The sequence below is a fragment of the Paenibacillus sp. V4I5 genome (assembly GCF_030817255.1).
GTDB lineage: Bacteria > Bacillota > Bacilli > Paenibacillales > NBRC-103111 > Paenibacillus_E.
This window is the reverse complement of the sequence record NZ_JAUSZB010000002.1, coordinates 4,320,297-4,344,323: the sequence shown is the minus strand read 5'-3', so window position 1 is coordinate 4,344,323 and position 24,027 is coordinate 4,320,297. Positions and strand designations below refer to the sequence as shown.

Annotated in this window: 21 protein-coding genes; 11 read left to right on the top strand and 10 right to left on the bottom strand. The window is 48.0% G+C overall.

Annotated features, from left to right (window positions below; genetic code table 11):
- Positions 1 to 634 precede the first annotated feature (634 nt).
- The 4 genes from QFZ78_RS21790 to QFZ78_RS21775 are packed head-to-tail and all read left to right on the top strand — an operon-like array spanning position 635 to position 3,968.
- Complete coding sequence (locus QFZ78_RS21790) at positions 635 to 1,624, top strand: acrylyl-CoA reductase family protein (RefSeq protein ID WP_307550631.1); 990 nt, start codon at positions 635 to 637, stop codon at positions 1,622 to 1,624.
- Positions 1,625 to 1,674: 50 nt separating this feature from the next.
- Positions 1,675 to 2,532 (top strand): carbon-nitrogen hydrolase family protein, encoded by an 858-nt coding sequence (locus tag QFZ78_RS21785; RefSeq protein ID WP_307550629.1) that lies wholly within the window; start codon positions 1,675 to 1,677, stop codon positions 2,530 to 2,532.
- Positions 2,533 to 2,564: 32 nt separating this feature from the next.
- On the top strand, positions 2,565 to 3,275 hold the full coding sequence (locus QFZ78_RS21780; RefSeq protein ID WP_307550627.1) for a GNAT family N-acetyltransferase: 711 nt from the start codon (positions 2,565 to 2,567) through the stop codon (positions 3,273 to 3,275).
- A 21-nt stretch (positions 3,276 to 3,296) separates the two neighbouring features.
- Entirely contained in the window at positions 3,297 to 3,968 is a 672-nt protein-coding gene (locus tag QFZ78_RS21775; RefSeq protein ID WP_307550625.1) for a GNAT family N-acetyltransferase, read from the top strand.
- 273 nt (positions 3,969 to 4,241) lie between these two features.
- Here the strand turns inward: QFZ78_RS21775 and QFZ78_RS21770 are convergent, their stop codons facing one another.
- The gene (locus QFZ78_RS21770) at positions 4,242 to 4,691 is read right to left on the bottom strand and encodes an SRPBCC domain-containing protein (protein ID WP_307550623.1); all 450 of its coding nucleotides are present in this window, start codon (positions 4,689 to 4,691) and stop codon (positions 4,242 to 4,244) included.
- 89 nt (positions 4,692 to 4,780) lie between these two features.
- Here QFZ78_RS21770 and QFZ78_RS21765 point away from each other — a divergent pair, with 89 nt between their 5' ends.
- Positions 4,781 to 5,584: a helix-turn-helix transcriptional regulator gene (locus QFZ78_RS21765; RefSeq protein ID WP_307550621.1), complete on the top strand. Its 804-nt coding sequence runs from the start codon at positions 4,781 to 4,783 to the stop codon at positions 5,582 to 5,584.
- A gap of 106 nt (positions 5,585 to 5,690) precedes the next feature.
- Positions 5,691 to 5,825 carry a hypothetical protein gene (locus QFZ78_RS21760; RefSeq protein ID WP_307550619.1) on the top strand — a complete coding sequence of 45 codons (135 nt, stop codon included), beginning with the start codon at positions 5,691 to 5,693 and terminating at the stop codon, positions 5,823 to 5,825.
- A gap of 34 nt (positions 5,826 to 5,859) precedes the next feature.
- Here QFZ78_RS21760 and QFZ78_RS21755 read toward each other — a convergent pair whose 3' ends face one another.
- From QFZ78_RS21755 to sigY, 3 genes are read right to left on the bottom strand one after another with little or no spacing between them, the layout of a single operon-like run.
- A complete protein-coding gene (locus QFZ78_RS21755) occupies positions 5,860 to 6,081 on the bottom strand; it encodes a sigmaY antisigma factor component (protein WP_307550617.1) in 222 nt (73 codons plus the stop codon).
- A complete protein-coding gene (locus QFZ78_RS21750; protein ID WP_307550615.1) occupies positions 6,074 to 6,427 on the bottom strand; it encodes a DUF5345 family protein in 354 nt (117 codons plus the stop codon). The genes QFZ78_RS21755 and QFZ78_RS21750 overlap by 8 nt, the downstream gene beginning before the upstream one ends.
- Positions 6,428 to 6,949 carry an RNA polymerase sigma factor SigY gene (sigY, locus tag QFZ78_RS21745; protein ID WP_307550613.1) on the bottom strand — a complete coding sequence of 174 codons (522 nt, stop codon included), beginning with the start codon at positions 6,947 to 6,949 and terminating at the stop codon, positions 6,428 to 6,430.
- A 169-nt stretch (positions 6,950 to 7,118) separates the two neighbouring features.
- On the opposite strand from sigY, the gene QFZ78_RS21740 reads away from it, so the two are divergent.
- Positions 7,119 to 8,009, top strand: coding sequence for a GNAT family N-acetyltransferase (locus QFZ78_RS21740; protein ID WP_307550611.1), 891 nt, complete (start codon positions 7,119 to 7,121; stop codon positions 8,007 to 8,009).
- Positions 8,010 to 8,488: 479 nt separating this feature from the next.
- Here the strand turns inward: QFZ78_RS21740 and QFZ78_RS21735 are convergent, their stop codons facing one another.
- Entirely contained in the window at positions 8,489 to 8,896 is a 408-nt protein-coding gene (locus tag QFZ78_RS21735; RefSeq protein WP_307550610.1) for a winged helix-turn-helix transcriptional regulator, read from the bottom strand.
- Positions 8,897 to 9,008: 112 nt separating this feature from the next.
- Between QFZ78_RS21735 and QFZ78_RS21730 the strand changes: the two genes are divergently transcribed.
- Positions 9,009 to 10,022, top strand: a complete 1,014-nt coding sequence (locus tag QFZ78_RS21730) for a zinc-dependent alcohol dehydrogenase family protein (RefSeq protein WP_307550609.1) — start codon at positions 9,009 to 9,011, stop codon at positions 10,020 to 10,022.
- 84 nt (positions 10,023 to 10,106) lie between these two features.
- Here the strand turns inward: QFZ78_RS21730 and pyrH are convergent, their stop codons facing one another.
- The 3 genes from pyrH to QFZ78_RS21715 form a co-directional block, all read right to left on the bottom strand.
- On the bottom strand, positions 10,107 to 10,841 hold the full coding sequence (gene pyrH, locus QFZ78_RS21725; RefSeq protein WP_307550607.1) for a UMP kinase: 735 nt from the start codon (positions 10,839 to 10,841) through the stop codon (positions 10,107 to 10,109).
- Positions 10,842 to 11,177: 336 nt separating this feature from the next.
- Entirely contained in the window at positions 11,178 to 12,473 is a 1,296-nt protein-coding gene (locus QFZ78_RS21720; RefSeq protein WP_307555828.1) for an MFS transporter, read from the bottom strand.
- A gap of 207 nt (positions 12,474 to 12,680) precedes the next feature.
- The gene (locus QFZ78_RS21715; protein ID WP_307550605.1) at positions 12,681 to 15,563 is read right to left on the bottom strand and encodes an ATP-binding protein; all 2,883 of its coding nucleotides are present in this window, start codon (positions 15,561 to 15,563) and stop codon (positions 12,681 to 12,683) included.
- A gap of 204 nt (positions 15,564 to 15,767) precedes the next feature.
- Here QFZ78_RS21715 and QFZ78_RS21710 point away from each other — a divergent pair, with 204 nt between their 5' ends.
- Positions 15,768 to 16,955: an EAL domain-containing protein gene (locus QFZ78_RS21710; protein ID WP_307550604.1), complete on the top strand. Its 1,188-nt coding sequence runs from the start codon at positions 15,768 to 15,770 to the stop codon at positions 16,953 to 16,955.
- A gap of 246 nt (positions 16,956 to 17,201) precedes the next feature.
- Here the strand turns inward: QFZ78_RS21710 and QFZ78_RS21705 are convergent, their stop codons facing one another.
- Entirely contained in the window at positions 17,202 to 20,078 is a 2,877-nt protein-coding gene (locus tag QFZ78_RS21705) for a DEAD/DEAH box helicase (RefSeq protein WP_307550603.1), read from the bottom strand.
- On the bottom strand, positions 20,066 to 21,664 hold the full coding sequence (locus tag QFZ78_RS21700; protein WP_307550601.1) for an SWIM zinc finger family protein: 1,599 nt from the start codon (positions 21,662 to 21,664) through the stop codon (positions 20,066 to 20,068). Before QFZ78_RS21700 ends, QFZ78_RS21705 begins: the two co-directional genes overlap by 13 nt.
- A 212-nt stretch (positions 21,665 to 21,876) precedes the next feature.
- On the opposite strand from QFZ78_RS21700, the gene QFZ78_RS21695 reads away from it, so the two are divergent.
- The gene (locus QFZ78_RS21695) at positions 21,877 to 22,170 is read left to right on the top strand and encodes a hypothetical protein (RefSeq protein ID WP_307437597.1); all 294 of its coding nucleotides are present in this window, start codon (positions 21,877 to 21,879) and stop codon (positions 22,168 to 22,170) included.
- Positions 22,171 to 22,208: 38 nt separating this feature from the next.
- Positions 22,209 to 24,017 carry a DNA helicase RecQ gene (recQ, locus tag QFZ78_RS21690; RefSeq protein WP_307550599.1) on the top strand — a complete coding sequence of 603 codons (1,809 nt, stop codon included), beginning with the start codon at positions 22,209 to 22,211 and terminating at the stop codon, positions 24,015 to 24,017.
- The last annotated feature ends 10 nt before the right edge of the window (positions 24,018 to 24,027 follow it).

The window sequence follows — 24,027 nt, the reverse complement described above, 5'->3', positions numbered from 1 at the left end:
GGTCACTATGATCGGGGAGTTTTTTTGTCAGCATATAAGAATTTCTGGTTTTGGGTTAGGGGTAAGGCGACGAAGCTTACCTTATTTAGGATAGTAAGCTACAGATTTTTGCTAGGCTAATGAGATTGTGGATATGAATAATCATTCGGAAGTAACTATGCTTTTCTAGCGTTTTGTTCCTGGTTTTTTGAAAAATTGGAGAATTAAGAAGGCAAGTTGTACTGCGTACAACAATTTCCTTGATTTCTGCTTGGCAAGCTCAGAATGTTGTAGGTTCTACAACAATTTAGCCATTTTTATAGGCTATAAAGCTACTTTAGGCAAAAAATCGTTGTATTTTGTGCAACAATCGGTTGGAAAAAGTGGATTAGCTTGCCTAAAGTTGTACTTAGTACAACTTTACACGGATAAGTATGCGAATGTTTCAGCATTACGTCACTTGGGCGTAGATTGCTTTGCAACAACCTTTATAAGCACGCTCAACCAAGGACGGCGCAAGCCGGTTTTTATATTTAGGTGGAATGGGAAGCGCTATTTGCTTTTGAATCCTAAGCTTGATAGTAGTAAACTAAATAGTAAGTAGTTGGTAATTAGTTGATGTTATCTGGTTTTGGATCGAGGAGGAGAAAACAGGATGGAAAGCTTTGGGGCTTTGATAGTGGAACGATCAGAGGAGCAGTTTACCGCCAATGTGAAAGATCTGCGGCTGGAGGACTTACCACCAGGTGAAGTGACGATTCGTGTTTTATATTCTGGAATTAATTATAAAGATGCTCTGGCTCTTAGCCCGACTGGACGCGTTGTGCATGCCTACCCGATGGTACCAGGAGTTGATTTGGCGGGAACCGTCGTTTCTTCATCAGATCGGCGGTTTCGCGAAGGAGATGAGGTACTTGTCACCAGCTACGAGCTAGGTACAGGGCATTACGGCGGATTTAGCACCTATGCACGTGTACCGGCTGACTGGGTCGTGCCTCTCCCGCAGGGATTAACCCATCGAGAGGCGATGATACTGGGTACGGCGGGATTTACCGCTGCACTCTCCATACAGCGCATGGAGGAGAATGGGCTAAACAAAGAGCAGGGGCCAGTGCTTGTTCGCGGTGCAACCGGAGGAGTAGGCAGCAGCAGCGTGTCCATGCTTGCAGCTCTTGGTTATGAGGTGGAAGCAAGCACTGGGAAGTCCGAAGATCATCAGTACCTGCTCGATTTAGGGGCTAAGCGGGTATTAACGCGGGAGGAGCTTACTCCCTCTGTAAGCAAGCCACTGAATAAGGAATATTGGGCGGGCTCTGTTGATCCTGTTGGGGGCAACTCCCTTGCCCATGTGCTGAGTAGGATGAAGTACGGCGGTTCCGTTGCCTTGAGTGGTTTGACAGGTGGCGGTGAGTTCGCCGCGTCGGTGTTTCCTTTTATCCTGCGAGGTGTGAATGTATTAGGGATTGATTCGGTTGCTTGCAGGGTGGAGGTTAGAAAGCCCCTGTGGGAGCGCATTGCGAAGGAACTGAAGCCAAAAGGCCTGGAACAGACTGTCTATCAAGAGGTTACGCTGGTTGGAGTTTCGGAGGCTGCTAAGCAGGTTCTGGAAGGGAAGGTCAGAGGAAGAGTGCTTGTCCGATTATAAAGGTGGAGACAGGCACTTCTTTCATTTCACGAAATAAGGAGAGATGGACGTTGAAAATGCGCGTTTCTGCTGTGCAATATCATTTGCATACGATACATAGTTTCGAAGAGTTCGCCGCGCAGGTGGGGCATTATGTGAAAGTGGCTCAGGAGTTTGAGGCGGAATTTGTGCTGTTTCCTGAATTATTTACGACTCAGTTAATGTCTATAGGGGATGAAAATGGTAAGGCGCTGCCCATCGAGGCATTGCCGTCGTATACGGATGCTTATCGAACGCTTTTTCAAGGGTTGGCGAAGCAAACGGGGATGCATTTGATCGGTGGCACTCACATTACCTCTGAGGAAGGAAAGCTATATAATACAGCATTCTTGTTTTACCCCGATGGCCGAATTGGGGAGCAGAAGAAGCTGCATATCACTCCGACTGAAGTGAAGGAATGGAATATGGGTGCTGGGGATTCCTTGCAGGTTTTTGATACGGATAAAGGCCGCATTGCGATTCTGGTCTGTTATGATGTGGAGTTTCCGGAAATCGTCCGGATGGCGAGAGCACGCGGAGCGGATGTGCTGTTCGCCCCATCTTGTACGGATGACCGGCACGGATTCCATCGTGTACGTTATACGTGCCATGCTAGAACGATCGAAAATCAAATCTACGTGGTCACGACGGGGACAGTCGGGGCACTGCCAACGGTTGATTTCATGAGGGGCAACTTCGGACAGGCTGCGGTGATCACACCGAACGATGTGCCTTTTCCGCCAAAGGGAATTCTAGTAGAAGGCGAGATCAACGGTGACATGGTTGTTACGGCTGATTTGGATCTGGAGCTGCTGAACCTCGTTCGGGAAAAAGGCTCCGTCACCACGTGGCGTGACCGTAGAACAGATTTGTACACGGATTGGTCCTAACGAAGTGAAATCAAGGGGGCTTACAGTGCACGATGGATTTAGAAGCTGCCAAGAAAGTTACAGAACCGGAGAAATTGTACGCTAAAAAATTATACGTCTTCGATGGGGATAAACCGATCGAGGCTGTGATTCGCAATTATGGAAAAGGCGATTTTGACGCGCTCATTCGCGTTCAGCAGGAAAGCTTCCCTCCGCCTTTTCCATCGGAGCTGTGGTGGAATGAGAAGCAGCTCACGGAGCATATCACCCGATTTCCCGAAGGGGCGCTTTGTGTAGAGGTGGCCGGTCAGGTTGTTGGGTCCATAACAGGGTTTCGCGTAGACTATGAGGAGCAGCAGGCAGCTGACCATAGTTGGTCATCTTTGACGGACGACGGGTACATCCGAACACATCGTCCAGATGGCGACACCCTCTATATAGTGGACATATGTATTATGCCGGCTTACCGCAAATTTGGTCTCGGCAAGTTGATGATGCAGTCTATGTACGAAGTGGTCGTGCATCTAGGTTTAAGAAGGCTGCTTGGAGGCGGGCGGATGCCAGGTTATCACAAGCATGCCGCTGTGATGAGCGTGGATGACTACGTGAGGGCCGTCATGGCAGGGATATTGAAGGATCCGGTTATTACTTTTTTGCTGCGCTGCGGCCGGACGCCTGTGCAGGTTGTGCCAAACTATTTGCAGGATGAGGAGTCACTTAACCATGCGCTTTTGATGGAGTGGCGGAATCCATTTCGAATCTGACGAAGGAGTGAAGTTCTTATTATGGAGTACATACGGATTACAAGCATAGATAATCCCTTGTTTCGGAGCATGCATGATCTGATGAAAGAGGTATTTCCACCAGAAGAGGTGCTCGAATACGCATTGTGGAAAGAACCGCTCGAGGACCCTGGTATCCGGGTATTCGTAGCCGTTCATGAAGGTAAAGTCGTAGGCACAACGGAGTATCGCTACTATGATGACTTCCAGGTGGCGATGACGGACTTCACCATTATTGGTCAAGCGGGGCTTGGTATCGGTCGCTTTCTGGCGCGGAAACGCTGGAATGATCTAGAAGTATTGGCAGCCGAATCTGGCAAGCCGATGCTGGGAATGTTCGCTGAGATTTATGATCCCTATCGGATCGAAGATCATGCTTTCGGCGGCGTGAAGCCGATGGATCCTTATGTACGGCGTGAGGTATTGTCACATCTGGGCTATAAGCGGATCGACTTCCCATACGTTCATCCCTCTTGGGAGAACAATGGAGAAGCGGTTGAGGAACTCGACCTCTGTTTCTTGCCGACAGATGAGAATCAAGATGAGTTAGACGCAGGGCTCGTTGTGAAGTTCTTGAAACGCTATTATTCCGTTTTGGCGAATAAGCCGAAGGCTTGGCATGATATGGTTGAGGGGCTTGAGGGGAAAACGATGTTGGCACTTAAGCCTCTGTAGGGGTATCAAAAGTGGATAGAAGTCTCTAAAGGCTTCTATTTCATCAACTTAATGTAAAAGATTAAGATTAGAGTCCTTAAAGGCTATTATTTGGGAAGTTTTTTTGAAATGCATTCTTTTTAGCATAGATAGCAGTCCTTAGAGGCTTCTATTTTATTAAATCTACTGAAAATGTAAAAATAGGAGTCTCTACAGACTCCTATTTTTGTTGAGAAGCTCAATATCGTGTAATAGTGCTCTGTATAACACCACGAATTTGCTCCTGTTTACTCCCTACCAACCAAAATCCAATGTCTTTCCAGTCTCCGCCAGTGTCTTGATATTGCTCAGAATCATCCACCAACTTGCCTTGGTAGTCTCAAAGCTTGGGTGGTCGGGTGTCCAATTATCATTGACCAGCGTTAGTTTCGTACAGCTCCCAACAGTCTCAAGTGAGAATGTCATTCTAGATTCAAAGTCCGCATGATTCGGGTTGTAAGATGGACCGGCATGTTCGGTACAACTTATGAGCTTTTCCGGTTCGTATGCTAAAATCTTACCATATACATGAACGGTTTCCTCACCGTCATTACCAGGTCCCACGTAAGCATAATCGGATCCAATTTCAAAAGTAGACTGAAGCACACTGCCAAAGAGAATCTTACGCGTCCCCTCTGGAGTCACGAGAATATCCCACACTTCTTTAAGTCCTGCCCCAATGTAAAATTCGTATTTGAGTTCCATATACTTCCACTCCTTCGGTATGTGATATGATTAATTATAGATGGTTGAACAACCTATGTATTGTAAAAACGCGACAAGGAGAGAGCGAAGTGATTCCCAAAGCCACCAAGCCCAGCCTAGGTATTATGAATCTGCAGCAAGGCGAGCAGAAATTCCAGCTTTCGCGACATACCCCGTCTGAAGATCTAGCCTATTTCATACGACATTACTGGATAGTTAGGTGGGATTTAACCAACCAAGATCCTTATTTGCAGCATGTTATCCCGAATCCCTGCGTTAATCTCCTCGTTGAGCCAGGTCGAACGGCCATCTATGGCCCAGGGAAAGAGAAGTATGGGCATTATCTGCAAGACCAAGGATGCGTGTTCGGCGTCAAATTCAAGCCTGGCGGATTTTACCCTTTTTTAAAGCAGCCGATTTCTGATTTGTTGAACAATCCTATGAGTGTCATGAGCGTTTTTGATATAGATCCTCGTCAACTTGAGACGAATATTTTTGCACAGGTAGAAGATTGCCATATGGTCAATCATATCGAGCAACTGATCCGGCCCAAGCTTCCCGAACAGGATGAACAGGTCGTTTTTGTTAATAAGATCATCGATTATATCAATCAGAAGCCCGATCTGACCAAAGTCGATGCCCTCTGCGATTACTTCAATGTGAATAAAAGAACGCTGCAGCGCTTGTTCGACCACTACGTCGGAGTTAGCCCCAAGTGGGTGATCAAGCTGGCCCGAATCCAGAACGCAGCTGAGACGACGGATCTAAGCCGGAGACATAACTGGTCCAAGCTTTCCATGGATCTCGGATATCATGACCAGTCGCATTTTATCAAGGATTTCAAGTCCATTATCGGCCAGACTCCTGATGAATATGCTCGTGTGACGGTATGAAAAAGGTGCCGGCATGAAATTGTCGGCACCCCATTAAGCGGTCGCTCGCCGAGCGACGCAGAGATCTAGCGGCAGCCACGCTGCGTGCACGAGCATGTGCGCCACGATGGCAGCGGCGAGGCCATACTGCCAGAACAGCCAGCCTGCGGCAGCATACGAAGGCACGTGCCCTGCTGCGAATGCGATGCCGCTCACGATGATCGACAAAGTAAGAGATCGTATTAGTCGTCTATTTTTATGAAGTGGAATTGGCATTTGTTCACTTCCTTGTACGATTACTTTTTGCGTGACCAGATACGGTGTATTTTACGAACTGCGAATAGATAGACGATGAAGGGGGTCGGCACTTGAATGATCCCCCAGATCCCCCAAAACCATGGGTATTTCGCGCTGCGTTTGTGTGCATCCATGAACAGCCATGTGCTTTGCGCGAGTAGAAGAAGAGGGATGCCGATCCATGCCCAGAGGGGTAGTTGATCCCATTTTGAATCATTCATAGCGGTGTTCCTCCTGTTTGCGAACGAATAGCCAGACTAAAGGCGCTACAACAGCGAGAATTTGAAAAGTGATGAAAACAACAGGCTGTGCATTCATCATTACATATAAGAGTGAGAGCAGCAGCAGGGCAGCTATCCACAATTTGAGCAAGTCTCTCCAGAGCTTTGAACGCTGTTTGTTTTGCGTTTCAACGATTTGCTGATCGAACCAAGTGGGGCTTGGTGTGAAAGCCGGAAAGAGCTCATCAAGCCGTTGAAGCCCTTCTTGCAGCTGTTGTGCCGTCATCTCATCCTTGCTTTTGCCATTTTCTGAACCTTCTCTTTTCTTTGGATCTTCCGGTTCCATCTACGCCAGCTCCTTTCGCAATTGTTTGAGTGCATGATGCACTCTGGATTTGACGGTACCCTCAGCAATCCCCAGCATGTCACCGATTTCTTCATAGGTATAACCGTAGTAATGCTTGAGAATTACCGGAATGCGAGCCTCCTGCTGCAGCTCGGCTAATGCGTTCAGCACCTCAGGCCATTTCTCGTTCTGTTGCCCGGCTTGCCACTGCATCCGGCGCAGCGATTGATCTTGCTCTTGCTGGTGCCAGAGCTTTTCCCGCTTTTTGCGCCGTACCTGGTCCAAGAAAAGGTTCGTGGCAATCGTGATCAGCCAAGATGAAAACTTCGATTGTCCATTATACAGCCTGATCTTCTCTATGCACTTGATCATCGTTTCTTGGGTAATATCTTCAGCTATATGCGAGTCCAGCGTAATTTTCAACATATACTTGTATACAAAAGCAAAGTGCTGCTGCAGCAGCAAGGACAGAGCGGCATTGTCTCCGCGTATGGCCTGACGAATTAATTCGTGCTCTTCCAAGTGAGTGAACATCCTCTCTGCCTGAATTCATTGATAATACGAACAGCTCCAATACATCGTTCAATGTGCACGAAAATTTATGTAAAATTATTTATTAGCTTACCACGCCATAGTTCAGACATGTATAATGACATCAGGTAAGAACACTAGAATGATGGAGGACAACATTTTGAAACAAGGCATATTACCAAGAGCAGGACTGTCACCGCAGGAGTTGGAGGAAGTTCGGAAGCTTTGGGAGGTTTGTAATAGCCATGACCATATCGAGATTAAACTGAACTGGAGCACACTATCGGACCGTCCAGCAGGCGTGACGAATGACTTTTTATTTTACCAAAATGACCGTATTGTCGGCTTTTTGGCTATATATTGCTTTATGTCGACGGAAGTAGAGATTAGCGGGATGGTGCATCCAGAGGCGCGGCGTCAAGGTATTTTTGACCAATTGGTTCAAACAGCGATAGCCGAGTGTCGGTGCAGAGAAGTACCAAAGCTGATTTTTATTAATGAGCGTGGGTCGGAAAGCGGCAAAGGTTTCCTTACGAATCTAGGTGCAACATACAGTTTTTCGGAATATGTCATGGAGTTTCAAGAGCAAGCAGAAGCGACTCCGCAAGCTTTGGATTTAGATGATGGTATTGCCATTCGTTTGGCGGATGAGCAGGATACGGAACTGCTGGTTAAGCTCAATATGTCAGGGTTCGACATGTCGGAGAGCGACACGAGAGAGTATGTCACCCAAACCATTACCGGTGCTAAAGAGCGGACGTGGATCGCGGAGCTTGGCGAGAAGAGAGAGCCCATTGGGAAGATCGGAGCCATGGTCGAAGCAGAAGAGAGTGGATTCATCTATGGCTTTTGTGTAGAGCCGACGTATCGTGGTAAAGGCTATGGGCGGCGAATTTTGAGCCAAACGATAACAGAATTAAAACAGCGGGATCATGCTAGCGCCATAAAGTTGGAAGTATCTGTTGAGAACGAAAAGGCGCTAGGCTTATACGAATCATGTGGCTTTAAAACGAAAAATGCGAATAACTATTACGTGCTTTTACTTAGCTAAAAAAGAAGTAAAAAGGATAGAGAGGCAGCCTTGGCTGCCTCTCTATCCTTTTTATAGTTGATAAGAAAGTATAAGTTTATACGGTAGCTTCGTATCAACCTTAACAAACGCGGTCGTCCCTGAAGGACGACGAATTCGTTTATCCTTGAAAGAATAAGAAAGTATAAGATACAGCACATTTTCCATTGGGAGTGGATCTAGCCCATTCATATTCATATTGTTGCAAAGTTTGCAATAACCTACAGCCGGTACACAAGCTGTAACGATGTTTTTCATCATTTCAGTCGCGAGGGGGATGTGGAATCGTGTCAGTAACCATATATTTCATCTTTACAGACGAGAAGTTGGCGGATTGGTATCTTAACGAGCGAGTGATAGCAAGAGAAGTTCGTTCCCCATCCTCAAAATAGGCTTTAGACAAGAACCTGCCCATCGGCCAGGTTTTATTTACGTAACCCTCGTCTTGAATGGGGAGCTTGTTATTCATTCTCGGCGAAATCATGAGACGCAGCCGACTGATCATAACGATCTCTTGCTTGTTCTACATCGGAATAATGATCGACCGTCCAATTTTTTAACTCCTGCATCGGTTTCAACAAACTTTCACCGAGCGGAGTTAGTGAATAGTCAACACGAGGCGGAATGGTTGGCGTCAGATGGCGCATGACAAGTCCGTCCCGTTCCAGTTGACGCAAGGTTTGGGTTAGCATTTTTTTGGAAATGCCTTCAATACGCCTTCCCATCTCTCCGTATCGTGCGCTGCCATTCTCCAAGGCATAGAAGACAAGCACTGTCCATTTGCTCGAAATGATCTCAAGCATCCTGCTGTAGCCGCAAACTTTCAAGGATATGTCAGGATGGTTTCCTTTGTCGGTGAAGAACATCATTTACCTCCTAATGCACCTTTTGGTGCCCTGTGAACAAATAAGTGCCTACTTACTCAATTTTATTTGATGGGCTAATATATGTCTATATTGAGTTGTGAAGGAGAGATACCCTATGAAAGTTATACAAATCCAAGGTGGTTATGGTCTTACACATGTTAAGCAGGCAGAACGTCAAATACCGGTTCCGGGGCCAAATGAGGTGCTTATCAAGGTTCGGGCGGTTTCCCTGAACTCCCGTGATCTGGGTGTCATTGCCGGTTTCTATCAACCAGATCTGTCGAACCCGTTGGTACTGACTTCTGATGCTGTTGGCGAGGTTGTTGCTCTTGGTGCGCAGGCATCCAAGTTCAGTATTGGCCAACGGGTCAGCGGCATTTTTACGCAAAGTTGGATTTCTGGTGAAGCGACCCAGGCCAACTGGAGTAGCACGCTTGGCAGTCCCCTAGACGGGATGCTGGCTGAATACGTGGTCTTGCCTGAGCAAGGACTCGTGTATGTACCGGATTACCTGACAGATGCGGAGGCAGCGACATTTCCATGTGCCGGAGTGACGGCGTGGCATGCAATTATTGAAGAAGGGAATGTCAAAGCAGGTGATACGGTCGTGGTGCAGGGGACAGGAGGCGTTTCTTTGTTTGCACTGCAATTCGCCAAGCTTCAAGGAGCGTCCGTTATCGTGACGTCAAGCAGCGATGAGAAGCTAGAGAAAGCCCGTCAGCTGGGTGCGGATTTTGGGATTAATTACAAGGTTCATCCTGAATGGGAGAAAGAGGTACTAAAGCTTACCGAAGGTCGAGGTGCAGACCATATTATTGATGTGGGCGGAGCGGAGACACTTAATCAATCTATCACAGCACTTCGTGTTGGAGGCCGAATCAGCATCGTTGGACTTCTCTCCGGCGGCTCGGTAGAAGGTTTCCAAGTGGTGCCTGCGATTTTGCGCAGGGCGCGGCTTCAGGCTATTAATGTGGGGAGCAGAGAGATGTTTGAATCCATGAACCGTGCCATTACGAATCATAAACTTCGTCCTGCGATTGATCGCGTTTTCCCATTTGAACAGGCTATTGACGCTTTCAAATATTTCGAAAATGGTTCTTACTTCGGAAAGATCTGCATTACGCTTTAACTCAACATAAGAAATGGCATCCTATCATTTTTAAAATATGCTTTGGTTTGGGGTAAGCGGTGCTTACCCCTGATAAACTAGGTATTAATGAAAAATAAGTTCGGATGAACCGCTGATGATCGTGCCTGTATTCTGACCTTCACAAATCTCTTTCATGGAGCCAGGCTTATCGAAGTTGAAAACATGCATGGGGATATGATAATCTCGTGCCAGAATGAAGGCGGACTGATCCATGACCTTGAGATCATTTTGGATAACGTCGTTATAGTGGAGTGATTTGTACTGAAGAGCTTCCTTATGGTGCTTCGGATCTTTATCGAAAACACCGTCAACCCCCTGCTTCGCGACGAGAATCGCTTCACAGTTGACTTCAATGGCTCTTTGGACCGATGGATAATCGGTGGTGACGAAAGGCTGTCCATTGCCTCCTGCGAAAATAACGATGTACCCTTTTTCCAAGTGATGAATGGCCCTCAGTCGGATGAAAGGCTCCGCCACCGAAGCGACCGGAATCGCAGTCATGACGCGCACTTCAGCTTCGCTCTTCGCTTTAAGAACACCGCGCAGCATCAAGCTGTTGATGACGGTAGCCAGCGTACCGATATTATCAGCCTCTGCCTTCTCGATTCCCCAGCTCTCGCCCATATTTCCGCGAAAAATATTGCCTCCACCTATCACGATGCACACTTCGACACCAAGATTGACAACAGTCATAATCTCATTGGCAATGTGATCAAGCTGCGTAGGATCGAAGCCAAACTCACTATCTCCAGCTACTGCCCCGCCACTAAGTTTAATTAGGACCCTCTTGTACCGCATATCCATCTCTCCTCCCAGATGAGAAAATCAGTATCATTGACCTTCACCATAAGTACGACCTGCGCCAGTGAGCGGATTGTACCTATAAAAAAACACTAAAGCAATGAATGCTTTAGTGTTCCATGAATGAGAAATAGGAAAAGACCACGTTGCTAATATCAACAGGACCCTTCATACGCCTCACACCTTCCGTCTATGTCCACATAAGAAAGTATAAGTTTTCGGTTCCCGAAAACCGTTTTCTTATTGGCGATAAAAATTTCCGCTTAACGCGGTCGCTCATCTTTGAATGTACGTCGATAAACGTTTTTCTCATTAAAAGTTATTGTACACGAATTAAGAGGAGGAATGCAATTTCTGCGGCACACGCATATGAACGAACAGACCAATCACGACTAGGATCAAGAGAGAGCCTAAGGCTACACGGCTAGCCAAATTGCCAGATGACGCGAGCGCCCAGGTAATCGTACCATAGAGAGCAGGCCCAACGATCGAGGACACTTTACCTGAGAAGGCGAACAATCCGAAGAATTGACCGCGTTTCTCTTCCGGCGTTAGCTGAACAATGAGTGTCCGGGATGTGACCCACATAGCGCCCATAGACACCCCATACAAGCTGCCGGCAATCCAGAATATGCTCTGACTAGTTGCAAATGCGGCTAAGGAGATCGCAATAATAAGGATGAAGGCGACGATGGTCACCGCTCTTTTGGGACCGATATTTCTGGCCACATAGCCGAAAAGGAACGAACCGATGATGCTAGATACCGTTGAAACGAGGTAGAGAAGAATGAATTGCCCCGTGGTGAAGCCCATAACGGTATTCGCATAAATGGCCATCACGGCAATCGCCGTGGCAATCGCATCGTTAAAGAAGAAGTAGGCGATCATGAACAAGAAGGCAGCTCGGTACTTTCTTGCTTCTTTGAACGTAGCCCAGATCTCACGGTAACCGCTGAGGAGCGATTTTTTCCCGCTGACGGGCTTCTGAGGCTTCTCTTTGTAAAAAAGCATGATAGGCAAAGAGAAGATCAGAAACATAAGCGCACTAGGGATGAACGTATTTTCAAAATGATTGCCGTTGATCAATGGAAACACGACAAGTCCAACTAATGTGCCGACATAACCAACCGCTACGCCAACTCCCGAAATGATAGGAATCTCACGTGCATTACCCAGATCCGAAATCATTGAATCGTAGAAAATTAAGCTGGAATTGTAAAAGAATTTGGCGACCATGAAAAAGAAAATCACGCCTAGTATGGAGGTGTTGAGTCCCATCCACTGCTGGTCTGTGTGCCAAAGGGCGGAAGCGCCCATGAGGAGAGTTGCCGCGATAGCAATAAGCGTAAAAGGGACGAGGTAAGCCTTCTTTTTACCTGTCCGGTCAATCCATACCCCGAATAAGGGAGACAATAACACGAGAAAGAGGCTGGATATCGCATTGGAGTAAGTAATGAAAGTACTGGCGATCTGATTCAGCTCTTCGCTCTTGCCTAACGTTTCTTTTAAATAAAAGGGATAAAACACAGTCACGATATTGGAGGAAAAAATCGTATTCGCGAAATCGTACATCGCCCAAGCGAATATCGGTAAGGAGAAGAACAGGGTCCATACTTTACGTGCTTGCATCGGATTGGAAGTGGATTCAAGCTTTGCCACGAGGGTCACACCCTTCCTTCTCATCAATTGGTATTTTCTCTAGTATATTGGCTACCGGGCATGGAAATCCCTCTGTCTTTACAATAAAAAACTCTCCCTCTAATCAAATTGGAAGGAGAGAAAGGGGATACCACAATAGTTGCATGGAATGCCTAACCGAAGGCTCTCTTTGATGCGTTAAACATCCGATTGCGGCTTTTTGATTTCGACCTCGATTACATCTATGCTCTCTTTCATTTCAAGCACATCGATGCCGTTACGCTGTAGAGTGGTCGAGAGGTTCTCTTTATTTTGAGCTGGGAAAACGTACGCATTACTTTGCTTATTATCGAGGAGGCGTTTCGCCACCTGGACGAGACGTTCCATTGTGAACGGCTTTTTGAGATATTTCTCAATCTCTTTCTCGTGATAATCATGAGGCGGATCGAGCGCTGTTGAAACGATAACAGGGGTCTGATAGTGCAATGGATGACGGTATAAATCAGCGATGAAATCCCAACCTGTCTTGGCGCTCTCCAGATGAATATCGACGATGAATAGAATCGGTCCCTCGCCTTTACAGCGATTAAGCGCGATAATGCCCTCCTCAGCAGAACGAAGCTGCATGGAGGGGAGCCCCAACTTGTTCAGTGCAACTTGAATGAGCTTCGCCAGATTATCGTCATCTTCGAAAATAACAATTTGACCATCCATGTTCGAAATCTCATATAGATCAAGTTCAATTCGGAATGTCGTACCTTGTCCCATTTCGGATGTATAGGAGATATGTCCGTGGTGTCCTTCTACAATCTCTTTCACAATAGCGAGACCTAAGCCGGTACCGCCAATTTGGCGACGGTCCGAGTTGTCGACACGGAAGAACTTGGAGAACATTTGATTACGGGCTTCCTCTGGGATGCCGAGTCCGTAATCTTGAATCGCTACGGTGATTTTACCTTGGTCGACAGTTAGGTGAATATCGATGTGATCTGCTCCTGGTGAGTACTTAATCGCATTGCTGATCAAGTTGTCGAATACTTGACGAATACGATCAGCATCCGCTCGCACCCATAGTTCCGTTTCTTGCTGATGAATGAGAATACGATGGCTATGCTTATCCTGCCACTGCTCAGCGATCTCTTGTACAGTAGGTAGCAGATTGACAGGGGAGAAATGATACAGTTGTCGACCTGATTCCATCCGCTGCAAATCAAGGAAATCGTTAATTAAATTCGATAAGCGATGTGCTTCTTTATAAATGGTTTCCATGTATTTCTTTTGTTTCTCTTGTGAAAGTTCCCGATGCAGCAGGATCTCGATAAAACCAAGTACACTGGCCAGTGGAGTCCGCAGCTCATGAGATACAATACTAATGAATTCATTCTTCATTTCATCGATACGTTCTTCTTCGGTGCGATCACGAAATACGAATAAGTAGCCTTGCTGTTCGGTATCTTCACTGACTACGGTCGCATATAGCTCCGCGTGTTGAACCTGATCCTCATGCTCGAAACTAAAGCGTTGTGTGAGATGAGACAGTGAGCCATCAATTAACGCTTCAATGGATGAAGCGACGCCTATAAAGCTCGGAGAATCGGCAGCTATTTCGTGACTGCTATCAACCAGGTTCTCACCTTTGTGTTCATTTAAATTGAAATACCGATTCATTCGATGATTAGAGAAAAGGATAGTACCTTGCGAATCACACATCATCATGCCCTCATGTGCGGATTCCAAAATATTTTGAATCAGATCGCGCTGCCCTTCGATGAGCTGCTTCTCCGTTATTAATTGATCATTCAGCTCTGCTAAGCTGGCCGCTTGCTTGAGCCTCTCGTCATTCATAACCTGCGCATAGAAGGCGAGTCCGAACTGACGAACTAAACCTTTGGTCAAACGTTGGTTATTTTCTTGAAAGTCGGAGCTTTGATAGCTCGTTAGCAGCAAGAAGCCAATGACCTGCTGTTTATCGTCCAAGAGAGGGACATATTGATCGACAGCTCGTGTCATTCCCCCATGGACACCTTGTTCATGACCGGATACATCTCGTGTATGTACAAAAGGTGTCCCTTCATCGAAAACACGCCTAGCCGGTCCGAAAAGCTCTCTCTGATTCAAATTAATATGTTCTTTCGGATAACCAATGGAATGAATGACTTCATAAGAAGAAGAGTCCTCTGCGTGACGTTCCATGACGACCAGAGCCGCATCCTGCGATAACGAATTAAGCAGTGCTGGGAGCGTATGTTTCAAGAAATCTTTCAGCTTCACGTAGCCTGTAAGCTTCTCCTGATAGGATGAGATGAGTTCCAAATCCCTTTCTCGTTCGGATAGCTTCGCGAGTGTTATCTGCTGCTCTTCCTGCTGGGCCATAATCTCCTCATTCTGAGTCTCCAAGCTTTCGGCCATATAGCGATACGTTTCCTCGCTTCTGCGAATCTCTTCTTCAGCATGATAGGCTCGATAGGAAATGAAAATGGACAGACCGCCTGCAATTAAGGCAATCAGACTGCCTACCATTGTAATCATACGAGAGATTTTACCGGCTTTAAGGGAAGCTGCGTAGGCATCTGACGTGATTTGCTCGATGGCCTTTTCGATGCTTACGTGAATTACCCGATAGCGATCCATCATCGTTTTACCAGACGCTATACGAGCTTTCGCCTCTTCTGTTTTACCGGCACGAACCAACTCCAATTGTGTGTCGAAGTATCTCTGTAAGTTATTAATGGCAGGTATGGCTTGCGTGTCCATAATAAGCTGCAAGGTGGGGTACTTTTTATCGTATTTGCTGATCGTGTTCAGATCCAGCTCCAGCTGCTTTTTACCAGATGTATAGGGCTCCAGGTATTGTTCATTCCCTGATAATTCAAAACCGCGGATACCTGTTTCTTGGTTAATTAAATGTTTAAGCAGGCTGTTCGTTGTGTTTGAAATCGGAATGGAATCGTGCACGATCGCATCGCTTTCCCTTTCCACATTGCGAGAAGCGATAAAGTTGGAGACACTCACAAAGGCTAATAAAAGGACGATTAAAATAACGTATAGCATGGAGATCCGAGATCTCGTGAATGTCTTCATAGCAATCGGTCACCTAGATTCTAATAGGATGAATGGATGCTCTAAAAGTTCGACATGAGTCAACAAAATCCTTTTAAAAACGATCATGTTATGTTTTCTTCCATCAGTGCATTGCAAGATATGGAAATGTCGTTTAAAATATGATTCATTACACGATTGATGTTAAGTTTTAAGATCATCGAAGTTTGCTTGAGGAGGCGCACCGTGCAGGTAAAAGACAGCAGGATTCCGCCACTACTCGAAGTACGTCCATTCTTCCAACCGATACTTTCACTTCAGAGCCAAGAAATCATCGGCTATGAAACACTGGGAAGACGAATTCGGGAGGGTAGTGTCGAAAGTTTGGGGCCTTTTTTCAAAAATCCTGACATTCCCGAAGACATGCAGCTTCATATTGATCGGCATTTGAGGGAGCGGGCGATCGAACAGCTAGCTTCGGCTCAAGATGAGAGTTTCTTATTCATCAACTTAAAACCTTCATGGATCTATCAAACCTATAAGCGCACAGGCGTGCTGCCAACCATCGAGCTACTAAGGAAATATCAAATAAATCCGGCACGTGTCGTGATCGAAATAACCGAAGAGGAATTCACAGGGAAGCTTCATGAGCTGACGCAAATTGTAGAATTATATCGAGAATTCGGCTGTACGATTGCCATTGACGATGTGGGCAGCGGGTTTAGCAATTTCGACCGAATCGCCAGTCTACAACCGAAGATATTGAAGATCGATCTTAATATTTTGAAAAAAAGCGCCATCCACGCCGGCTACAAGGCGCTGATGCAATCCTTTTCCATTCTAGCGGCTCAAATGGGGGCCTCCCTGCTCGTCGAAGGGGTGGAAACGAAGCAAGAACTGCGCAGTGCTCTTCAAATCGGAGCAAGGTATGTACAGGGTTATCTCTTCTCCCAAGCTGAACCTCAGCTGCAGCACAGGGATGCCTTTAAGTCTATGCTGAAAGAGGAAATGAAACTCTTTGGTCAAGATGAACTTGGGCGCTATAGCCGCCTTTTGACCATTCATCAAAGTCTAGATTTGCTTATCCATTCTTCTGTCTGTATATCAACAGCTGAAGATGCAGATCGTGTCATCGAAAATATCATTAGCAACGTGTCGGAAAACTGTATACGTATGTACATCTGTCGGGAGGACGGCTACCAAATCTCGTCCAACTACAGCCGCAAAGACGAAGCATGGAACAAAGATGAGAGCTATCGCGGGGCAAACTGGACGTGGAGGCCCTATTTCATCTCCAACATCATGATGATGAACCTGCAAAAACAAGGGATCCTATCCCAAGCTTACACAGACTTGGACACCTCGCATGAGATTCAGACTTATTCGTGTGCATTGGGAGAGGGCTTTTATTTGTTTGGAGATTTGATGATCTGATAGGATAGATTGAGAGATTACGAGGTAGAGAGCGCGTATAAAATAGAATGTGAAAACGAGTGTCTGAGAGGTTACCCCAGGTGGCCTTTTTTGTGTTTGAAGCAACTTCTCAACCCTCCAGACATCTGTTTTAGGCAAAAAGAAATCCTGCACAAAACCATGCAGGATTTCTTTGTATTTCATGGCAGTAAGACTGACGAACGTATATGAGGCATTGTCGTGTGCCGAACCGCGAACCCCAGACTCCTAAGCCTCGACCCACTCGCGGCGCAACGAGAACAGATCGCGCAGCTCGTCGGTCGACAGCTCGGTGATCCAGTTCTCGCCGGAGCCGACGATTTGCTGGCTGAGGCCTAGCTTGCGCTCGATCATCTCATCGATGCGCTCCTCCAGCGTGCCCAGCGTCACGAACTTGTGCACCTGTACGTGGCGCGTTTGGCCGATACGGAAAGCGCGATCCGTCGCTTGATTCTCGACGGCGGGGTTCCACCAGCGATCGTAGTGGAACACATGATTCGCCGCCGTCAGGTTGAGCCCGATGCCGCCGGCCTTCAGCGAAAGAATGAACACATTCCGCTGCTCGTCGACCGGCTGGCTGACGTCTTGGAAGTGCGCGATCATCTCATCGCGCCCATTCTTCGGTGTTCCGCCGTGCAGGAACAGCACTTTCTCGCCAAGCTCCTGCTGCAGCACATGCTGGAGCAGGTTGCCCGTCTCCACAAACTGCGTGAAAATCAAGCATTTGTCACCCTCTTGGCGCAGCTCTTGCACCATCTCAAGCAGGCGCTCCAGCTTGTTCGAGCGTCCGCTCCATGGCGCGTGGATGCCTTCTTTGAGCAGCAAAGCAGGGTGATTACACACCTGCTTCAGCTTCGTCAGAGCGGCGAGAATGAGACCTCGCCGCTCCATGGCGGAGAGCTTATCCAGACGATCAAACATGTCTTGGATGTAGTTCTCATACAGCGAGCCCTGCTCGGCGGTAAGCGAAATGAACGTCTTCGACTCGTTCTTCTCCGGCAGATCCAGCTGAATTGCGGGATCTTTCTTCTCGCGGCGCAGCAGGAAAGGGCGGATCAGCTTCTGTACCTTGCCGATCGTCTCACTATCGCGCGTCTTCTCGATGGCATTCACATAGCGGTGTGTGAATTCGCGCACCGTGCCCAGATAGCCCGGGTTTGCAAAATCAAAGATCGACCACAGCTCCGTGAGCCGATTCTCAATTGGTGTTCCCGTTAACGCTATGCGATGGTAACCATCGAGCCGGCGAATAGCCGAAGCTTGCTTCGTATAAGCATTTTTTATATTTTGGGCTTCGTCCAAACAGATGGAGTTCCAGGCAATTGAGCCTAACTCAACCTCATCCAGATGGGAAAGCGTGTAGGATGTCAAAACTAAGTCAACCTTGCCAACGACTTCTTCATTAAAAGCAGGTCCCTTTAAACGTTGAGGGCCATAGTGAAGATGAACCTTCAGCGACGGCGCAAAGCGCTTAAGCTCCATCTGCCAGTTCCCGAGCACGGACGTCGGACATACCAATAGGGAAGGTGTGTCAGGCTTCTCGTTCTCTTTCACCGTGAGTAAATACGTAATCCACTGAATCGTCTTCCCGAGACCCATGTCATCGGCCAAACAGCCGCCTAGGCCGAAACGGCGCAGGAACAACAGCCAAGAGATACCGTCCACTTGATAGTGGCGCAGCGATCCTTGAAAGCTGGGCGGCGGCTGTATCGTCGGAATGGACTCCACTTGCGTAAGCTGATCGACCATGTGACGCAGCTGTTCGTTCAGCTCGACCTCCATCTCGATGTAGCGCATCGCATCGGGGTCATCCTCGGCCGGCAATAGCCCACCGGCATCGCCAGCGAAGTGAAGCTCGAGCACATCGCGGAAGGAGAGGCCCTGCTTCTTCTGCACCTGCTTCATAATCTGCTCGACCTGTGCCATGAACAGCGGGTCGAGCTGAATCCAGTTGCCGCGAATCTGGATCAGCTTGCGCTTCTCCTCCAGCAGCTGCCGGAATTCCTCTTCCGTCAGCTCCAAATCTCCAACAGCCAGCTTCCAGTCGAACTGCATCAGCTGGGTCAGCCCGAACATCGTCTCCCGTCCAGAACCGACGGAAGACTTGATCTTCGCGCGCAGCTTCGGTTTCATCTTGCGGATGCGCTCCCACCAGGCCGGCAGGAACACACTCGTCCCGGCCTCTACAAGCCGGACGCTTCCCTCTGCGAGGAAGCGCCAAGCCTCTTCCTCCGTCAACGTCTGACGGAGCCCGGCACCACCTTCCGCATCCAGCCACGGCAGGATGCGTACCCACTTCGCCGCGTCGCGTTCTACGCGGCTGAGCTCTGGCAGCCACGCCTCCGGCAGCGGCAGCTCACCAACGACCGGCTCGCCGCTAGGTGTCACGGTGCGCAGCACCTCCGGCGCAAGCCGGTCCTGCAGCAGCACGCGCAGCTGCCAGCCGGCGCCGTGCGCCAGGTCCGGCTCCACGAGCTGCAGACAGGTACGCATGGGCGACCGGTCTTGACGCCAACCAATGGCGACGAGCCAATCCTCCTCGTCGAGCCATAGATCAGCGCCGATCTCACCGCGGCGCATCAAAGGATGCGCGGCTTCGAGCTTGCGCAGATTGTCTTTCATGAGGCCGTCGGCGTCCACCCACTCGGGAATCAGCGCATGAATCCAGCGCGATACGGCTGGTGATTCTAGAGCCTGCAGCTCCTCAGGAAGCTGCAGCTTCCAGCCAATTTCGCCAGCTTTCCATTTCTCATAGTCCGGCATGAAGCTCCCGGAAGCTAGTGCCTCCTTTACAGCCGGAGCAAGGCGCATCAGATCCGCACAGTCCTGATCCCAGCTAAGCTGTAGATGCTGCACAGGTTGCGGATCGCTGAAATAATCGAGTGCATCGAGCGGTTGCAGCTCGATGCCTTCCCGATTTTGCCACTCGCTGGGCTCCATGAACGTGCCGAAAAAAGAGGCGCGGTGCCAGGCAAACAGCATATTTTTCAAATCAAGAGCATCCCAAATGCCGCCGTTCTCGCGGGTACCCCATAGAAATAAAGAACCATTAGGTATGGAGCTAACGTGAACTGTCAGCGCGCTGGTTTCGATCATCGAATCCATTTTCCTTTCTTGAGCTCTTCTTGGAAAGCACGCAAGCGTGAGAACTTATCAGCTAATCGATATACGTAGTGCTCCCAGCGGTCGTCCTGGCCTAATTGTTTATAGATGCCGTGCAGTTTCTTAAGCAGTCGAACAGCTGTCTTATAGGAAGCCCTATTTTTCTCCAGAACAGCCCGTTCGGCCGCTTGGTGATAGAGGGGGAGGAGTAGAGCCGAATCATGCTCTTCAATCGCCTTAAGCTCCATACCATATAAACTCAGTGGTGATATGCGGTTCGCTAATTGTAAGTCCACCCACTGCCGATACCGTTTCGTTTGCAATAAATATGCCGTGTAATAGTAATAAGAACGAGGCAGCAGGGACTCCATTACCTGCACCCATTCGCTATCGGATTCTAGATGCTTGGTCGTATCGAGCCAGTATTGGCAAAAGGTCCGGAAATCATCGTGATGTGCATTCGCAATTGACTTGAACAGCCAACGCAGCCAAACAAGCATGTTGTTCCACTGTTTATCGTTGTAATAATAGTTCAGGTAAAGGAAGTAATCCTTCGCATTGGGATGAGTGAGCTGCCCTAGACGCTCAAAGGCGCTTGTCGTATCCCCCTGCATAATATCAAAATGCGCTCTTGCCGCCAGAAGTGTATCCTTCTTCCGAGCTAAGAGGTCCTTCTTCGTGAGAAGTGCGTCGATACGCTGAATTTCCTCTTTTTGTGCTGCAGAATGATTCGTCAGTTTCCACCAAATGAAGCGGTACACAAACAGCCAATCAATCGGACTATCCTTACCCTGCAGGGCGAATTCTCCGAGCATTTTCATGGTGGATAGCCAATGTTTGGGTTCCGCCTCGAAAGAGGTATTCACATCAGTTTGTTCCACGAATTCAACCAGCTTATCCTCACAATTTTTCGCGGCAATTTTGCAGCCGTTCTCGTGATAATAAGACAAGTAAGAGCTTTTCGTTTCTTGATAAAATTGTTCGATTTTCCGCATCATGAACAGCACAATATGGAACATATAGAGCTCGCGGGTTGAACTTCTCCAATCTGCCGCATAGCCTGGCAAGGACTCGAGTGCAGAGTCATAGAAGGTTTCGATCGAGTGCTGATGAGAAATGGAGAAGCCATGGAATTTTCCTTCAAAAAAGCGATGCCAATCAGCTGGCATAGCCTCTTCAAGAGGCACGTTGGCCTGTGCAGCCGCAGCGGCTTTGCGTTCCTGTATCAAAGTTGCCCCGCGTGAGGGCTTTTTCCGTGTGTGTATTTGTTGTTTTAACTGTTGAAGCAGCAGTTCCGGACGTCCATAAGGTGCATACAAGCTGAAGAAAGTGGCACCGATATGTTTACAAAAGCCATCATAGGAGCAGCTGCACTCACTAGTGGCGAAATTTTCTAAATTAAGCATCGTGTTCAGTATTTTTTTGCCTGCGACGGTCGCCTGAACGTTCATGCCTTTCAGATCGACTTCGGTCACACGACCTTTATGGTAATACTCCCAGCCCTGCTCCAGAACGACGGCGTCGAAATGAAGCGGGATTTGCTTGATTAGGTAGTTCATTCGATTTTTGGGAATCTGCAGTTTCAGCATGTGTGCTTTCCTACCCTCCGAGCGGTACATTCCTTCTTCCATAGTAACAGATTTTTCCCGAAATTGCCCATTTCCACAGTTTATGCCAAAGGGTATTTTTTTACACATCAGAAAAAAAGTTCTCATCGGTTAAAAGGGGTTCACCCTGCATTCCTGCCTATAATATGATAAAGTGAAGCTATACGAAATGCTTTTGAAGGGAGACTGCGCGAGTGGGTATTAAATTTGGCAGAGAATATAAGGACATTGTCACTGATTTCGTGCGCGGCATTGAGCTGGTTGATGGATTTTATGAGCTGTTGGAGATGAATGCAGACGACTGGTTGGAGCTTGATAAGGACGAACAGGAAGAATGCCTGCGAACGCTGGCTGACGATATTTTTTACGGATTAGGAAACGCACCTGTGATGCAGATAGGCGCGGGATCCGTTCGCCATGATCCGAATAATCACGTGCTGAAGGTTCATGACGGGGAGAAGTTGGTTTCCGTCATCTATTTGGTCTAAATAAGGCAGAAGTGTGATATAGAAAGGTGTATGGAGTTATGCTGGATGGAGCAAGGAAGGTTTTACAACAAGTTTATGGGTACCCGGAATTTCGGGAGGGCCAAAAGAATATCATTACGAATCTGCTTGAAGGTCGAGATACGCTAGGCATTATGCCGACGGGCGGAGGTAAGTCGATCTGTTATCAAGTTCCTGCCATGCTCATGGAGGGTGTGACGTTGGTTATTTCACCGCTGATCTCCTTGATGAAGGACCAGGTGGATGCGCTCCAAGTGCTTGGTGTTCCGGCAACTTTCATTAATAGTACGCTGGAAGCTAGAGAAGTGGAACAGCGGATGCAAGGCGCCATGCAGGGCAAATATAAACTGCTGTATATCGCGCCAGAGCGGCTGGAGTCTGAACGATTTCGTGCTCGAATGTCTGCGCTGAATCTTCCGCTTGTGGCTATTGATGAAGCGCACTGCGTGTCGCAATGGGGACATGATTTTCGCCCGAGCTATGTGTCGATTGCTCCGTTCATTCGCGAGCTGCCTAATCGCCCGATTGTTGCAGCCTTCACAGCTACGGCTACTGCCGAGGTCACAGCAGATATTGCGAGATTGCTTGATTTGGATCAAGCGGGTATATTCGTCAATGGTTTTTCACGGGATAATCTGGAATTATCGATACTTCGCGGGGAGAATAAACGGGATTACATTCAGAATTATGTGAAAGAGCATACGCATCAGCCTGGTATTATTTATGCCGCTACGCGTAAGGATGTTGAAGAGCTATATGAAACATTGCGCAAAAAAGGCTTCGCCGCAGGGAAGTACCACGCTGGTCTAACCGACGAGGAACGCTCCTACATGCAGGAGGCATTTCTATATGATGACATTCGGGTGATGATCGCGACGAACGCTTTTGGGATGGGCATCGATAAGTCCAACGTCCGTTATGTCATTCATTACAATATGCCGAAAAATATGGAGGCTTACTATCAAGAGGCCGGACGTGCCGGTCGTGATGGAGAGCCGAGTGAGTGCATTCTGCTTTTTAGCGCGCAGGATATTATGACGCAGAAGTTTTTGATCGAGCAGAATCAGCTCTCGCCAGAGCGTAAAGCGAACGAGTATAAGAAGCTGCAGACCATGATCGACTTTTGCTATTCGCCACGCTGCTTACGCAACGTCATTCTGCACTATTTTGATGAAACCAATATTAAAGATACTTGCGGCAATTGCAGCTCGTGCAAAGATGATCGCGATACGGTGGATATCACCGTCGAAGCACAGAAGATTTTCTCCTGCATCCGCAGGATGGGGGAGCGCTTCGGCATCTCGATGGTCGCCTCCGTGCTCAAAGGCTCGAAGGCGAAGAAGATTGCCGACTATCGCTTCGATCGTCTGCCGACGCATGGTATTATGCGAGATCTGCCAGAGAAGGAAATTTCTGATCTGATCAACGTGTTGATTTCAGAAGGATATTTGCAGCTATCGGATGGTCAATATCCGGTTGTGAAGCTGCTGCAGCCCGCAGCAGAAGTGCTTCAAGGGAAGCTGCAGGTGTACCAGAAAGTGCGTAAGCAGCAGGTTAAGGCTGCCGCTATCGATAACACCTTGTTCGAGCAGCTGCGCCTGCTTCGTCGGGAAATTGCCGCACGCGAGAAGGTGCCGCCATATATTATTTTCTCGGACAGCACGCTGCGTGAAATGAGTGAGATTTGTCCGACATCGGAATCCGCCATGCTGCGAATCAAAGGTGTCGGCGAGGTGAAATACCGAAACTACGGGAAGCCGTTCTTGGACCTCCTCCGCACGTATGCAGGAGAGAGCGAATTGGGTGCGGTCGCTTATGATTTTGATTAAAATCAGAGGA

Bases quoted from the DNA above. Each gene is read 5' to 3' on its own strand.
- QFZ78_RS21770 (WP_307550623.1), bottom strand. From the start codon at position 4,691: ATGGAACTCAAATACGAATTTTACATTGGGGCAGGACTTAAAGAAGTG.
- QFZ78_RS21775 (WP_307550625.1), top strand. From the start codon at position 3,297: ATGGAGTACATACGGATTACAAGCATAGATAATCCCTTGTTTCGGAGC.
- QFZ78_RS21760 (WP_307550619.1), top strand. From the start codon at position 5,691: ATGGCAGCGGCGAGGCCATACTGCCAGAACAGCCAGCCTGCGGCAGCA.
- QFZ78_RS21755 (WP_307550617.1), bottom strand. From the start codon at position 6,081: ATGAATGATTCAAAATGGGATCAACTACCCCTCTGGGCATGGATCGGC.
- QFZ78_RS21705 (WP_307550603.1), bottom strand. From the start codon at position 20,078: ATGGATTCGATGATCGAAACCAGCGCGCTGACAGTTCACGTTAGCTCC.
- pyrH (WP_307550607.1), bottom strand. From the start codon at position 10,841: ATGCGGTACAAGAGGGTCCTAATTAAACTTAGTGGCGGGGCAGTAGCT.
- QFZ78_RS21700 (WP_307550601.1), bottom strand. From the start codon at position 21,664: ATGCTGAAACTGCAGATTCCCAAAAATCGAATGAACTACCTAATCAAG.
- QFZ78_RS21750 (WP_307550615.1), bottom strand. From the start codon at position 6,427: ATGGAACCGGAAGATCCAAAGAAAAGAGAAGGTTCAGAAAATGGCAAA.
- QFZ78_RS21730 (WP_307550609.1), top strand. From the start codon at position 9,009: ATGAAAGTTATACAAATCCAAGGTGGTTATGGTCTTACACATGTTAAG.
- recQ (WP_307550599.1), top strand. From the start codon at position 22,209: ATGCTGGATGGAGCAAGGAAGGTTTTACAACAAGTTTATGGGTACCCG.
- QFZ78_RS21790 (WP_307550631.1), top strand. From the start codon at position 635: ATGGAAAGCTTTGGGGCTTTGATAGTGGAACGATCAGAGGAGCAGTTT.
- QFZ78_RS21720 (WP_307555828.1), bottom strand. From the start codon at position 12,473: ATGCAAGCACGTAAAGTATGGACCCTGTTCTTCTCCTTACCGATATTC.
- QFZ78_RS21715 (WP_307550605.1), bottom strand. From the start codon at position 15,563: ATGAAGACATTCACGAGATCTCGGATCTCCATGCTATACGTTATTTTA.
- QFZ78_RS21780 (WP_307550627.1), top strand. From the start codon at position 2,565: ATGGATTTAGAAGCTGCCAAGAAAGTTACAGAACCGGAGAAATTGTAC.
- QFZ78_RS21735 (WP_307550610.1), bottom strand. From the start codon at position 8,896: ATGATGTTCTTCACCGACAAAGGAAACCATCCTGACATATCCTTGAAA.